The 13,796-nt window shown below is 41.5% G+C and carries 11 protein-coding genes; 5 read left to right on the top strand and 6 right to left on the bottom strand.

The genetic code is table 11. From position 1 onward, the window contains the following. Positions 1–49: 49 nt before the first annotated feature. From HUZ36_RS00860 to upp, 3 genes are all read left to right on the top strand, one after another. Complete coding sequence (locus HUZ36_RS00860; protein ID WP_176031765.1) at positions 50–754, top strand: HvfX family Cu-binding RiPP maturation protein; 705 nt, start codon at positions 50–52, stop codon at positions 752–754. A 121-nt stretch (positions 755–875) separates the two neighbouring features. Beyond that, on the top strand, positions 876–1,424 hold the full coding sequence (locus tag HUZ36_RS00855) for an NAD(P)H nitroreductase (protein ID WP_125253952.1): 549 nt from the start codon (positions 876–878) through the stop codon (positions 1,422–1,424). Positions 1,425–1,435: 11 nt separating this feature from the next. After that, positions 1,436–2,068, top strand: a complete 633-nt coding sequence (upp, locus tag HUZ36_RS00850) for a uracil phosphoribosyltransferase (RefSeq protein WP_147390041.1) — start codon at positions 1,436–1,438, stop codon at positions 2,066–2,068. A gap of 140 nt (positions 2,069–2,208) precedes the next feature. Here upp and HUZ36_RS00845 read toward each other — a convergent pair whose 3' ends face one another. Continuing rightward, complete coding sequence (locus HUZ36_RS00845; RefSeq protein WP_176031764.1) at positions 2,209–4,683, bottom strand: TonB-dependent receptor; 2,475 nt, start codon at positions 4,681–4,683, stop codon at positions 2,209–2,211. A 171-nt stretch (positions 4,684–4,854) separates the two neighbouring features. Between HUZ36_RS00845 and HUZ36_RS00840 the strand changes: the two genes are divergently transcribed. Continuing rightward, a complete protein-coding gene (locus tag HUZ36_RS00840; RefSeq protein ID WP_225740698.1) occupies positions 4,855–5,382 on the top strand; it encodes a YaeQ family protein in 528 nt (175 codons plus the stop codon). 15 nt (positions 5,383–5,397) lie between these two features. On the opposite strand, the gene yfaE is transcribed toward HUZ36_RS00840, so the two are convergent. The 5 genes from yfaE to ubiG form a co-directional block, all read right to left on the bottom strand. Then, a complete protein-coding gene (gene yfaE, locus HUZ36_RS00835; protein WP_128730585.1) occupies positions 5,398–5,673 on the bottom strand; it encodes a class I ribonucleotide reductase maintenance protein YfaE in 276 nt (91 codons plus the stop codon). Next, positions 5,673–6,803: a class Ia ribonucleoside-diphosphate reductase subunit beta gene (nrdB, locus tag HUZ36_RS00830; RefSeq protein WP_128730586.1), complete on the bottom strand. Its 1,131-nt coding sequence runs from the start codon at positions 6,801–6,803 to the stop codon at positions 5,673–5,675. Before nrdB ends, yfaE begins: the two co-directional genes overlap by 1 nt. Positions 6,804–6,856: 53 nt before the next feature. Further along, positions 6,857–9,142: a class 1a ribonucleoside-diphosphate reductase subunit alpha gene (gene nrdA, locus HUZ36_RS00825; RefSeq protein WP_125253947.1), complete on the bottom strand. Its 2,286-nt coding sequence runs from the start codon at positions 9,140–9,142 to the stop codon at positions 6,857–6,859. A 355-nt stretch (positions 9,143–9,497) separates the two neighbouring features. Then, positions 9,498–10,145 carry an HAD family hydrolase gene (locus HUZ36_RS00820; protein WP_147390637.1) on the bottom strand — a complete coding sequence of 216 codons (648 nt, stop codon included), beginning with the start codon at positions 10,143–10,145 and terminating at the stop codon, positions 9,498–9,500. Then, the gene (gene ubiG, locus HUZ36_RS00815) at positions 10,142–10,852 is read right to left on the bottom strand and encodes a bifunctional 2-polyprenyl-6-hydroxyphenol methylase/3-demethylubiquinol 3-O-methyltransferase UbiG (protein WP_125253915.1); all 711 of its coding nucleotides are present in this window, start codon (positions 10,850–10,852) and stop codon (positions 10,142–10,144) included. The genes HUZ36_RS00820 and ubiG overlap by 4 nt, the downstream gene beginning before the upstream one ends. A gap of 262 nt (positions 10,853–11,114) precedes the next feature. Between ubiG and gyrA the strand changes: the two genes are divergently transcribed. Then, complete coding sequence (gene gyrA / locus HUZ36_RS00810) at positions 11,115–13,787, top strand: DNA gyrase subunit A (RefSeq protein ID WP_125253916.1); 2,673 nt, start codon at positions 11,115–11,117, stop codon at positions 13,785–13,787. Positions 13,788–13,796 lie beyond the last annotated feature (9 nt).

Here is a 13,796-nt window from a genome sequence, read left to right as displayed (position 1 = left end):
AGGCGGTCTATACTGATATTGTAACTATCAACTATGGACTGCCTATCTTATGCTTGTAAACCTGCTAAAGTTTTATAACAACACTAAACTAACGTTGGAACACTTCTCAGGGCTTGCCCCTTTACTCATCCGATTACTCCTCGCACCAGTGATGATTATCGCTGGGTACAATAAACTAAACTTTAAGCACCAAGACATCGAACTTTACCAAAAACTGCTTCCAGACCCTGGTGTAGTAGAGTGGTTTGGTAATAGTGAATGGGGGTTGGGGCTGCCTGTTCCTGACTTATTAGCATTTATGGCTGCTTGGACTGAATTTTTAGGTGGTTGGCTGATTTTGGTTGGCTTATTAACCCGTTTAGTCACGATCCCGCTAATGATAACTATGGTGGTTGCAGCAGTAACAGTGCACCTTGATAACGGCTGGTTTTCAGTTGCGCCATCAAACCCTGATACCAGTGCAGCTAAGGTTGTACACTGGTTGGGTGTTGAGCAGGCAAAAAATAGTTTAGATAATAGCCTAGAGGTAAAACAGAGGTTAGACATAATCAAAGGGTTGGTTGCAGAGCATGGGCGGCCGGATTACCTATACGAAAAAGGAAACATAGTCATATTGAACAATGGCATCGAATTTGCCGCTACCTATTTTGTGTTGTTACTGTCGCTATTTTTTATGGGGGGAGGACGTTACGTCAGTATCGACTATTGGTTGAAACTGCTAATGAGCAGCCAATCAAAAAGTATACAGTATTGATGATCATATAAAACAAAGCACTGTAAACTTAAGCGTGCTGCATAGTCGCAGGCGCTTTGAAATGGTAGACTAAGCGCATATTAATGATACCGATTTTGAAGGTACAATACGGAACGAACTAATGGACGCAATAGAATTACTTTTGACACGTCAATCAGATAGCAATCTTTCTTATCCAGGACCAAACCCAGAGCAACTAGAGATAATTAAAAAAGCTGCTTTGAAGGTACCAGATCATGGTGGCCTTACGCCGTTTAGGTTTATTGTGGTCGAAGAGCAAGGTCGTGAAAAGCTGGGTGATATTTATTATCAAGCAGCTATAAAGGAGCAGCAAGAACAAAGAGTCATAGATAGGGCGAAGGCGCTACCTCAGCGTGCGCCAATGCTTATTATTGCTGTTTCACCGTATCAAGAACACCCTAAAGTTCCTCGTATTGAACAGATCCAAAGCGCAGGTTGTAGTGTTTTAGCGATGCAGCAAGCTGCCTTTGCACAAGGTTTATCAGGTGTATGGAGAACCGGTTATTTTGCGCAGAGTGTGGAAGTTAAAAAGCAACTAGGACTGGATGAAAAAGATGAGATTGTTGGCTATTTATACTTAGGTACGCCAACAGTGTTATGTACAAAGCCAGTTAGACACAAGCCAGAAGACTTTTTCAGTAGTTTATAAGGGATCCCCCAATGGCATTACATGTAATTGACCACCCGTTGGTTCAACATAAACTTGGGTTACTTCGAGAGCAGGGAGTATCGACCAAGAATTTTCGTGAGATTGTATCAGAAGTTGGAAACTTACTGACTTATGAAGCAACTAAAGACTTAACACTCGGTGATGAGATAGTCTCTGCTTGGGACGGCAAACAGTTGACTGTGAAGCGTCTTGCTGGCAAAAAGATTACACTAGTACCTATTTTGCGAGCTGGTCTTGGTATGCTTGATGGCATATTACAACTTATTCCAGCTGCTAAGGTAAGTGTTGTCGGCCTGCAAAGAAATGAAGAGACATTAGAGCCAGTACCATATTTTGAAAAATTGGTGGGTAATATAGATGCTAGACTCTCACTAGTGATAGACCCAATGTTAGCAACAGGTGGGTCTCTAGTCGCCACAATAGATATGCTTAAGAAAGCAGGGTGCAAGGAAATCCGAGCGATTGTGCTTGTTGCTGCACCTGAGGGCGTAAAATTAGTTGAGGCAGCACATCCAGATGTTGAGATATATACCGCATCGCTAGACAGCCATCTTGATGAAAAGGGGTATATTGTTCCTGGGCTTGGTGATGCTGGTGATAAAATTTTTGGTACTAGAGCATAATACCAATTTGACTTAATACTTGCTCAACGTGAGGGAGTAGTTTCAAATTCTTGAATGGTTGAGCAGTAAGACACGTGATTAGCTAATAAAAAAGCTACCCGAGAAGGTAGCTTTTTGGTTTCTATAAAAGAAAGGAACTGTTAAAAGTAGCCTCTGATCCCAAGCTTAATATTGCGACCAGGCAATGGTGCCTGCTCTTTGATAAATGAGCTATGCACATAACCCAATTCATCCGTTAGGTTGTCTAGGTTCAGATAACCAACCATATCATTGCCCATCAACTCAAAGTCATAATTTAACGAGACATCAACCATAGTATAGCCTTTAGTTTCGCTCTCATAGCGGGCAAAATTGTCTTGGTCAAAATAATGAGTAACGGTAAAGTTTGCCGTTAAATTTTCATAACGGTGCTCGTAATCCACACCTAGTTTATTACTAGGAATACGAGGTAAGTATTCGTCATTATCTAATTTAGCTGTGATTGAATCACCAAAAACTTTGACTCGGGCGAAGCGATTAAGCTTATAGTGAGCATCAAACTCAAGGCCATATAACTTTGCATCGCTACTTTCAAATTTAAATACTGGGATTGCGTCATCATGAGCGTGATCTGCGATTTCTAGCCCATGTTCAGCAGTAAAAATGTAATCAGTCAGTGCTTGATAATAGAAGTTTTCTATATCGTTGTAGAAGAAATTAACCGTATAGCCAAAATCACCAGAAAACTTTCTGAAACTAACATCTAGATTAGTTGATGTTTCTTGCTCAATATCTTGTGGTTCAAAATGTAAATGATCGCCCTCAAGTTCATAGCCTAAGCCAAGCTCATAAGTGCTTGTAGCGATATGAATACCATTTGAAAGTAGCTCGGCTGTTAAAGGTGCACGCTCTGAGCGTGATAATGAAACAGCAACATTGCTACCTGCTGTATAGTCATATACACCGCCGACAGAAACACTCAAGTTTGTCATATCAAGATCATAAGCTATGAATCCAGTTTCTATCTCAGTATCATGATGGTCATGGTCATGGTCATGGTCATGGTCATGGTCATGGTCATGGTCATGGTCATGGTCATGGTCATCTTCTAATGAATCACCTTTGCTAGAAAGCTGATAATCTTCGACTCTTGCACCAAGTTCTAATGTAAAATCACCGAAACGGCGTTCTTCAAGAATATAGAAAGCGTGAGTTTTAGTTTGAGTTGAAGGCGTAAATGCTTCTTCACCATTTGCTGAATAATCACTGTCAGAAAAATGATAGCCTACGGTGCCATGCCACTCACCCAAGCGGTGCTCTGCAGTTAAACGCAGCTCTGTAGTATCATTTTCAAATACTGTGCCAATATTACCATGTTCGATCTCAGCATGTTCATAATCAGTGTAGCCTACACGTAATCCTATTGATTCTAGCCAATCGCTGTGTACCGCATAGTTGATAAGACCTTGCCAACGGTCTTGCTTAACTCGGGCAAAGACTGATTCTTCTGCATGGGTCTCTTCACTCTCATGATCATCATGTGCTTCGTGGTCATGGCCAACATGCGAGTGTGCAGGGATCCCATAGTCAGTATCAATACGGCCGTAAGACAAACCAAGAGTGAGGTGATCGCCAACGTAACTTGTACCAAAGTTAAATTGCTCTGAATCGATGAAAGTGTTATCTACTTTATTCGCATATTCGACTTCATGTGATTCACTTTCGTGTTCGTGTTCGTGTTCGTGTTCGTGTTCGTGTTCATCATGTGACTCATGATCGTCGTGCGGTTGTGCAAAATTAGGCGTTTCATAATCGCCGCCTTTGCGCTTAACACCATCAAAGTGGAAATTAAAACCATCAAACCCTGACTCAAGTAATACGGCAAATGTGTTGGTATTCGAATTGGTGTCATGGCTGTAATCCGCAGCACCTTGCAAGCTATCTATGACATCTGTAGGAATACGATTATCTACAACGTTAACTACGCCACCAATAGCACCAGAACCGTAAAGCAATGTTGCAGGTCCTCTGAGTACTTCTATTTGTTGCGCTGCCAGTGAGTCATTGGTATTTGCGTGATCAGGGCCGACTCTTGAAGCATCGCTGCTGTCTAGGCCATTTTGCGTGATTTTGACACGAGGTCCATCTAAGCCTCTAATAATTGGGCTTGAGCTAACTGGGCCAAAGTAACTGGCGTTAATACCCGGTTGACCTTTTAATGTTTCCCCTAGTGTGGGCTTAGCACGGTTTTTTAATTCATCACCACTTAATACACTAACAGGAGAGGTCATCTCCATACTATTTTTGTGTAATGCCGATGAATAAACAACGATACTCTCAACTGATGTTGGCTCAAGTTGTACACGTACAAACCCTTGTTGTTCAGTGATATTAACGCGGTTGTCTAAATAGTTTGGTTTTGTAATGTGTAATTGAGCATCAGAGTCTACTTCAATTGTAAATTGCCCATTTTTGTCAGATTTGACGGTTTTACTTTTACCATGGAGGTGAACGGTCGCATTACTTAGAGGCTGATTGTTGGCATCAACGACTTTTCCGGTTAATTGTCCTGCGTAGGCCTGAGAAGTGCCTAGTAACGAGAATAACGCGCTGGCGATAAGAGACTGCTTAAACATATTTATTTTACCACGAGTTAGATTATTTACTGAACGAGTGAGCCCTTTAGGCAATAGAGTTATAATATAACACTACAGTTTAGGTGGATCAATAACGTTATACTATAACTTAGTTATTGTTGAAATTAATATAGGTACTATAGTTAGTAGATGCGCATAACTAGGCATGCCATGATGAACAAACCATTTGTATTCAAAGCAAGAATTAAAGTTGCTGATTTATTTCATCACAGTCATCATGAAGAAGCATTTACAGCAGCCATGTTGTCAAAAGAGAGCTGTAAACACTTTGCTATTAAACTTATTGGGATCTGTGCGTTGTCGTTTAACAAACCGGTGAAATGGAGTAAACAGGAAAGAAAAAACTGGCCCGATGTCTGGATAGTTAATGATAATAATGACGTTGAGGTTGCACTTTTTATTGGCAATTTTGAAGTAGCTGAAATTACTAAGTATGAAAAACTATTTCCTAAGGTTGTTATTTTCTGCCTAGAAGGTCAGCAGTGGTTTGATGCACGCAAATCACAGCTTGAATTTATTGACTCACTCTCTGTATTTAATATTCCTGAGCGATTTATTGATGAGCTTAGCGATATGTTGACTCGAAGCTTGCATTGGGATGTAATATTTGAGACCAATGCGGTAAGCGTCACAGATGGCGAACACTACATTCGAACACCGGTGACAAAATTAATGTAATCGCAGTAAATTATATTACTCTGGCAATTCAATTGTGATGTCACTGAGCGGTTTACTGCAACATAACAGGATCTCGCCTTCGCGGACAAACGCTAATGGTTCATTGGAATATTGCGTGCTTCCATTTAGCAATTTTGCACGGCAAGCGCCACAAAACCCTTCTCGACATTGGTAAGACACTTGGATATTGGCGTTTTCTAAAGTCTCTAATATTGAACATGAAGAAGCCACATATTTCAGTGGCTCCTCAATATTATTAACCTGAATGAGGTATATTGGCTTTTCAACCATTACAAATCGAAATCGCCAAAGTCAGCAGCGTCTACTTCTGAATCAATCTGACCAACTAGATAAGAGCTTATTTCTGCTTCTTGTGGTGCAACCTGTACGTTATCTGATACTAACCAAGCGTTGATCCAAGGGATCGGGTTTGACTTGGTCTCAAACTTTGAAGGTAAACCAACAGCGGTCATACGAATATTGGTTATGTACTCGACATATTGACACAAGATATCTTTATTCAGACCGATCATAGAGCCGTCTTTAAATAAGTACTCGGCCCATTCTTTTTCCTGTTCAGCGGCCTCTACAAACATCTTGATTGCTTCTTCGCGACATTGGGCAGCAACAATGGACATCTCAGGATCGTCTTTACCTTCTTGCATAATATTTAAAATATGCTGAGTACCTGAAAGGTGAAGGGCTTCGTCGCGCGCAATTAATTTGATGATTTTGGCATTACCTTCCATTAACTCACGCTCTGCAAAAGCAAATGAACATGCAAAGCTGACATAAAAACGTATTGCTTCTAGGATGTTAACGGACATGATGCAAAGGTATAGTAGCTTTTTAAGCTCGAACAGATTGATGACAACCGTTTTACCATTTATCTCATGCTTGCCTTCACCATACTGGTTATACAGGCTAACTTTTTCAATGAGTTCATCATAATACTTGGTAACCGCATCTGCACGTTCAACGATTTTGTCATTGCCAACAATATCATCGAATATAATCTCAGGGTTTTGTGTAACGTTACGAATAATGTGCGTGTAAGAGCGGCTATGTATCGTTTCACTGAAAGCCCATGTCTCTATCCACGTTTCTAGCTCAGGGATAGAAACGATGGGTAACAGCGCAACATTTGGCGAGCGACCTTGAACACTGTCTAACAACGTCTGATATTTAAGATTGCTAAGGAAAATGTGTCTTTCATGCTCAGGAAGAGCCTGAAAATCAAGTCTGTCTTTACTTACATCAACCTCTTCAGGGCGCCAAAAGAAAGAAAGTTGCTTTTCAATGAGCTTTTCGAAAATCGGGTACTTTTGCTGGTCGTAGCGAGATACGTTAACTGTCTGTCCGAAAAACATCGGCTCTTTTAGTTGATCGTTATGATTTCTGCTAAACGTTGAATATGCCATAAATGTGTTACTCAATACCTAAAAAAGCGGGTGAAGCACACCCGCATAAAACGTTATATCTTACAAGCGCCGCCTTCACAGCCATCATCTTCTACTTCAGGTTTTAGTTCGTCCTGAGCATCTGACGCACCATCACGGGTGTTATGGTAGTAAAGGGTTTTAACACCAAGTTTGTATGCAGTTAGTAAGTCTTTTAAAAGTAGCTTCATAGGTACTTTACCCGCTTCAAACTTACTTGGATCATAATTCGTGTTTGCAGAAATGGTCTGATCAATGAATTTCTGCATGATGCCTACTAATGTCAAGTAGCCATCGTTTGAAGGAATATCCCACAGTAACTCGTAACTGTCTTTCAGTCTTTCATATTCAGGTACTACTTGCTTCAAGATACCATCTTTACTTGCTTTCACGCTGATGTGACCGCGTGGTGGCTCGATACCATTGGTAGCGTTTGAAATCTGAGACGAAGTTTCAGAAGGCATTAAAGCAGACAATGTAGAGTTACGCATACCATGCTTTTTGATGCTTTCTCTGAGCGCGTCCCAGTCAAGGTGCAATGGCTCAGCGCAAACTTTGTCTAGATCTCGTTTGTACGTATCAGTAGGCATAATACCTTGTGAGTAAGTTGTCTCGTTGAACTTAGGACAAGCACCACGCTCTTTGGCAAGTTCATTCGAGGCTTTCATCAGATAATATTGAATTGCTTCAAATGTTTTATGGGTTAAACCATTCGCGCTACCATCAGAGTACTTCACACCATTTTTTGCTAAGTAATAAGCAAAGTTGATAACGCCGATGCCTAGAGTACGACGACCCATAGTTGCGTTGTAAGCAGCAGGTACTGGGTAATCTTGATAATCCAACAGGTTATCAAGCGCACGAACTGCCAGCTCAGCAAGCTCCTCTAATTCATCTAAAGATTTGATCGCACCTAGGTTAAATGCAGAAAGCGTGCACAGTGCAATTTCGCCTTCAGGGTCATTAACATGACTCAACGGTTTTGTTGGCAATGCAATTTCAAGACACAGGTTTGACTGACGAATTGGTGCTACTTTAGAGTCAAACGGACTGTGAGTATTACAGTGGTCAACATTCTGTAGGTAAATACGACCTGTACTTGCGCGCTCTTGTGCAAACATTGAGAAAAGCTCAATTGCTTTGATGCGCTTTTTACGAATAGATTCATCCTGCTCGTATTTTGTATAAAGCGCTTCGAATTCTTGCTGATCTTCAAAGAAAGCATCGTAGAGCCCAGGTACGTCTGATGGACTAAACAGGGTAATATAGTCATCTTTAATCAGTCGGCTGTACATGGTTTTATTGAACTGCACACCGTAATCTAAATGACGGACACGGTTTTCTTCAACACCGCGGTTGTTCTTAAGTACAAGTAGGTTTTCAATCTCTAAATGCCAAAGTGGGTAGAATAGGGTAGCCGCACCACCACGTACACCGCCTTGAGAACAGCTTTTAACTGCAGTCTGAAAATGCTTATAAAATGGAATACATCCTGTGTGGTATGCTTCACCATTTCTAATTGGGCTACCTAGCGCTCGGATACGTCCTGCATTGATACCAATACCTGCTCGTTGGCTTACGTACTTTACTATTGCAGATGAAGTAGCGTTAATTGAATCTAAGCTGTCAGCACATTCAATTAATACGCATGAACTAAACTGGCGTGTAGGCGTACGAACACCAGCCATAATAGGCGTTGGTAGTGAAATTTTGAACGTAGAGACGGCATCATAAAAGCGCTTGATGTAATCTAAGCGTGTTTCTTTTGGATAATTTGCGAATAAGCTTGCAGCAACTAACACATACAAAAACTGTGCGCTTTCGTAGATTTCACCTGTAACACGGTTTTGTACGAGGTACTTACCTTCCAGCTGCTTAACGGCCGCATAGCTGAAATTCATGTCGCGATTATGGTCAATATAATCGTTTAATTCGTTGAACTCAGCCTCAGTGTAATCAGTCAACAAGTGTTGATCATATCGTTTGTCTTCAACAAGCTTTACCACATGCTGATATAGGTGAGGCGGCTCAAAGCATCCATATGCTTTTTTGCGTAGGTGAAAAATAGCAAGTCGAGCTGCAAGGTATTGGTAGTCCGGAGATTCTTTTGAAATAAGATCCGCTGCAGCCTTTATAATCGTTTCGTGGATATCACCAGTGCGAATACCGTCATAAAACTGAATGTGTGACTTTAACTCAACCTGAGAAACTGAGACGTTATCTAGGCCTTCTGCGGCCCATGTAATGACACGATGGATCTTGTCTAGATCTAACGGCTCTTTGCGACCGTTTCTTTTGCATACAGATAGCTGTTGGTTCATGTTATGTGCCTGTATTCCTTAGGAACGCGCTTTAGATATCGCACGAATTAAAAATTGTTTAGCAAACCACCACTATATATGGTGCTATAGCGGCTAGGGATCACAAGATAGTGGGGTTAGTGCGAATTTGCAAGAGAACAACTTTAGGAGAATTGTGGATAAGTTTGGGATAATTTATTTATGTTAGTGCCCACTCACCTTCGACAATCCGCTTATCTGCTCACAAAGAAAAATCAACTTAAAGATGGTGCTTTTTAGTAAAAATAAAAAAAAAGTTTAAGTGATTTTTTTCTACACAAATTCGTTTCTATAATCGTTAAAGCACAATATCTTGTGCTTTGAAAAAATTATAGCACTAGATATGCGATATTGCATCCAACGGGTTAGTAAGATATAGATCCGCATTCCAAGACTTAGCAACTTGTTCAGAAGGGATGAATCCCCACATCGCAACAGCACTTTTCATTTTTGCAGATTTTGCAGCAATAATGTCACGCTCTGCATCACCTACATACATACATTGACTGGGATCAACCCCCAATTTTGAGGCAACCAATAAGAGCGGCTCTGGGTGTGGTTTTGCGACTGAAAGCGTATCGCCACAAACCACAATATCTATCATTGCCAGTTCTGGTATTTGCTTTAATAACGGTAGCGTCAAAAACTCAGGTTTATTGGTCATGATCCCTACCTTTATGTTTTGCTTTCGAAGGCTATCCAATAACGCCCCAATATTTGCAAAACAATGAGAGTGTTTGGCAAGGTTATCCGCATAATAGTCGAGTACAGATTGGCGTAGTTGATTAACATCAAATTGATGCAAGGTGTCGCCAAACCCCACTTTTAGCATTGCCGCGACCCCGTCAGATATGGCACTGCTGTAAATGGCTTTTTCAACCACAGCCATATTATTCATTGCTAAAACGTGATTTAGCGCAGCACCCAAGTCTTCACTCGTGTCGAGCAGTGTGCCATCTAGGTCAAATAAAACAGCGTTAATCATACTAGCTTCTCAAAATGAAGTACGTAGTTGACGGAAACGTCTTTAGTTAAAGTGAATGTCTGTCCAATCGGATTGTAGTGAATACCGCTTGCTGCTCTTACTTTTAAGCCATAACTCTCGGCCCAATTTATTAAAGTAGAAGGACGAATAAATTTGTCATGTTCGTGAGTGCCTTCTGGCACAATCTTCAGTAACTTTTCAGCGGCAACAATAGCTAGCAAATAAGCTTTAGTGGTTTTGTTTAAGGTAGAAAAGAACGCATGTCCACCAGGTTTCACTAATTTTGCAACTGCGCGGATGATAGACTCTGGATCGGGTACGTGTTCAAGCATCTCCATACAGGTAACTACATCAAATGTACCAGCACGCTGCTGGGCAAAATCTTCAACTGGCACTTTTTGGTAGTTCACCTGAATATTGGCTTCTAGTGCGTGTAGTTTGGCAACATTTAGTGGCTCTTGACCCATATCAATACCAGTTGCATGTGCCCCCATCTTCGCCATACTTTCCGTTAGTATTCCGCCACCGCAGCCAACATCTAGTACATCTTTAGCAAATAAACCGCCACATTTATCGTTAATAAAGTCTAATCGCAAGGGGTTAACATTATGAAGCGGCTTAAATTCTCCTTCTTTGTCCCACCAGCGTTCGGCGATTTCTTCAAATTTTGCTATTTCATTAGGGTCTACATTTTGATGTTCGGTCATAAAAAACTTCCTCGTCGAATTGAGCGCATTATAAAAGGGATTTGATAAAAATAGCACCTGTAAAACGCTAAAAAGTGTGATAGCATGGCTAACGAATTTTATAATAAACAACACCCTTGCTGATACGCTGAAGCAATTCGGTTTTTAATAAGTGCTTTGATTTTGCATTTCAATTAACAAGCCATTTGATATTCAGCAAACAGCGCTACACACGTAATAGTGTGACATAAAAGGGGTGGACACTGAAGGAAAGTGGAGTCAAATGTCTGATCTCGCCAATGAAATCCTGCCAGTCAATATCGAAGATGAATTAAAAAATTCATATCTAGATTATGCGATGAGCGTTATTGTAGGCCGTGCATTACCTGATGTACGTGATGGCCTAAAACCAGTTCACCGCCGTGTATTATTCGCGATGAATGAATTGAAAAATGACTGGAATAAACCTTATAAGAAATCAGCTCGTGTAGTTGGTGATGTAATCGGTAAATATCACCCGCACGGTGATAGTGCTGTGTACGATACAATTGTACGTATGGCTCAACCTTTCTCTCTGCGCTATATGCTAGTAGATGGACAAGGTAACTTTGGTTCTGTTGATGGTGACTCTGCTGCTGCAATGCGCTATACGGAAGTTCGTATGGCGAAAGTTGCACATGAGTTACTTGCAGATCTTGAAAAAGAAACCGTGGATTATGTGCCAAACTATGATGGTACAGAACAAATACCTGATGTTTTACCAACAAAAATACCCAACCTATTGGTTAACGGTTCTTCTGGTATCGCAGTTGGTATGGCAACCAATATTCCACCTCATAATTTAACTGAGGTGATCAATGGCTGTTTGGCTGTTATCCAAAACCCAGACATTACCATTGAAGAATTGATTGACTATATACCAGGTCCAGATTTCCCAACTGCTGCTATTATCAGTGGTAAAAAAGGCATCGAACAAGCTTATAAAACAGGTCGTGGTAAGATTTATATCCGCGCCAAAGCGGAAATCGAAGTCGATGAAAAAACAAACAAAGAAACTATCATCGTCCACGAAATTCCGTATCAAGTAAACAAAGCGAGATTAATAGAGAAGATCGCTGAGCTTGTAAAAGACAAAAAAGTAGAAGGGATCAGTGCGCTGCGCGACGAGTCAGATAAAGACGGTATGCGTATTGTTATTGAAATTAAGCGCGGTGAAGTCGGTGAGGTTGTACTAAACAACTTATATGCACAAACGCAGTTACAAACCGTGTTTGGTATCAATATGGTTGCGCTAGACAACAACCAGCCTAAATGTTTTAACCTCAAAGAAATGCTCGATGCGTTTATTATTCACCGTCGTGAAGTAGTAACTCGTCGTACTGTATTTGATCTTCGTAAGGCCAGAGACAGAGCACACACGCTTGAAGGTTTAGCAATTGCACTTGCAAACATTGACCCAATTATTGAGCTGATCCGTCGCTCACCAACACCAGCTGAGGCGAAAGCAGCATTAACGGCGCGTGGGTGGGACCTCGGTAACGTGAAAGCAATGCTTGAGCGCACTGGAGAAGAGAATGTTGCACGTCCAGATTGGTTAGCTGAAGAGCTAGGGATCCGCGATGGTCAATATTACTTGTCTGAACAACAGGCGCAAGCCATTCTTGACTTAAGGCTACACAAGCTAACCGGTCTTGAACATGAGAAAATTTTAGCTGAGTATAAAGAGCTACTCGACATCATTGCTGAACTTCTGTACATCCTATCTTCTCCAGAACGCTTGATGGAAGTTATCCGCGATGAACTAGTTGAAATCAAAGATACGTATGGTGATGAGCGTCGCACAGAGATCACCGCGGCTGCACATGACATCAGCCTTGAAGATTTGATCAACGAAGAAGACGTCGTGGTTACACTTTCTCACGAAGGCTACGTGAAGTACCAGCCTCTTAGTGATTACGAGGCACAGCGCCGTGGTGGTAAAGGGCGCTCTGCAACTAAGATGAAGGATGAAGACTTCATCGAGCGTCTACTGGTGGCAAATACACATGATACAATCTTGTGTTTCTCAACCGCTGGCCGTTTATATTGGTTAAAAGTTTACCAATTGCCACTTGCGTCTCGTGCTGCGCGCGGCAAACCAATCGTCAACTTATTACCATTAGAAGCCGATGAACGCATCACGACAATTTTACCGGTTCGCGAATACGAAGAGGATAAGTTTATCGTCATGGCGACGGCAAGTGGTATCGTTAAGAAAACACCTCTGACAGCATACAGCCGTCAGCGTGCAAGTGGTATTATTGCCATCAACTTGAACGAAGGCGATAGCCTTATCGGTGCTAACATTACCACAGGCGAAAATGACATCATGCTGTTTACAGAGCATGGTAAAGTTGTCCGCTTCAATGAGAAACAACGTGACTCGGAAACGGGTGAAGTGAAACGTGACCCTGAAACAGGTGAAGAGTTGCTAGCCTTACGTCCTATGGGTCGTACCGCTACAGGTGTTCGTGGTATCAAGATGCCAGACGATGTGAAAGTTGTATCGCTAATTGTACCGCAAGGAGAGGGTGCAATCTTGACCGTGACTGAAAACGGTTACGGTAAGCGTACTCCACTTGAAGAGTATCCAGCGAAGAGTCGCGCGACACAAGGTGTTGTGTCTATCAAAGTGACTGAAAGAAATGGTTCGGTGGTTGGCGCTGTTCAAGTTGATGATAACGATGAAATCATGTTGATTTCAAATCGTGGCACACTAGTAAGAACACGTGTAAACGAAGTATCGACGGTAGGAAGAAACACTCAAGGTGTTATCCTAATTCGTACGATGGAAGAAGAAAAAGTGGTCGGTCTTCAACGGATTGAAGAAATTGAAGTAGAAGACTTGCCAGAAGGTGAAATTGTTGAAGCTGAAGGTGAAGCAACCCCAGCGGTTGATTCGGACACCGAGGAATAACACAACCTT

Source organism: Pseudoalteromonas sp. McH1-7 (assembly GCF_013366255.1).
Taxonomy (GTDB): domain Bacteria; phylum Pseudomonadota; class Gammaproteobacteria; order Enterobacterales; family Alteromonadaceae; genus Pseudoalteromonas; species Pseudoalteromonas peptidolytica.
The sequence above is the reverse complement of the archived record's forward strand: the minus strand, read 5'-3'. Positions and strand labels throughout refer to the sequence as shown.

Coding starts and splice junctions, on each gene's coding strand:
- upp (WP_147390041.1), top strand. CDS start 1,436: ATGGCATTACATGTAATTGACCACCCGTTGGTTCAACATAAACTTGGG.
- yfaE (WP_128730585.1), bottom strand. CDS start 5,673: ATGGTTGAAAAGCCAATATACCTCATTCAGGTTAATAATATTGAGGAG.
- nrdB (WP_128730586.1), bottom strand. CDS start 6,803: ATGGCATATTCAACGTTTAGCAGAAATCATAACGATCAACTAAAAGAG.
- nrdA (WP_125253947.1), bottom strand. CDS start 9,142: ATGAACCAACAGCTATCTGTATGCAAAAGAAACGGTCGCAAAGAGCCG.
- HUZ36_RS00820 (WP_147390637.1), bottom strand. CDS start 10,145: ATGATTAACGCTGTTTTATTTGACCTAGATGGCACACTGCTCGACACG.
- HUZ36_RS00845 (WP_176031764.1), bottom strand. CDS start 4,683: ATGTTTAAGCAGTCTCTTATCGCCAGCGCGTTATTCTCGTTACTAGGC.
- gyrA (WP_125253916.1), top strand. CDS start 11,115: ATGTCTGATCTCGCCAATGAAATCCTGCCAGTCAATATCGAAGATGAA.
- HUZ36_RS00840 (WP_225740698.1), top strand. CDS start 4,855: ATGATGAACAAACCATTTGTATTCAAAGCAAGAATTAAAGTTGCTGAT.
- ubiG (WP_125253915.1), bottom strand. CDS start 10,852: ATGACCGAACATCAAAATGTAGACCCTAATGAAATAGCAAAATTTGAA.
- HUZ36_RS00855 (WP_125253952.1), top strand. CDS start 876: ATGGACGCAATAGAATTACTTTTGACACGTCAATCAGATAGCAATCTT.
- HUZ36_RS00860 (WP_176031765.1), top strand. CDS start 50: ATGCTTGTAAACCTGCTAAAGTTTTATAACAACACTAAACTAACGTTG.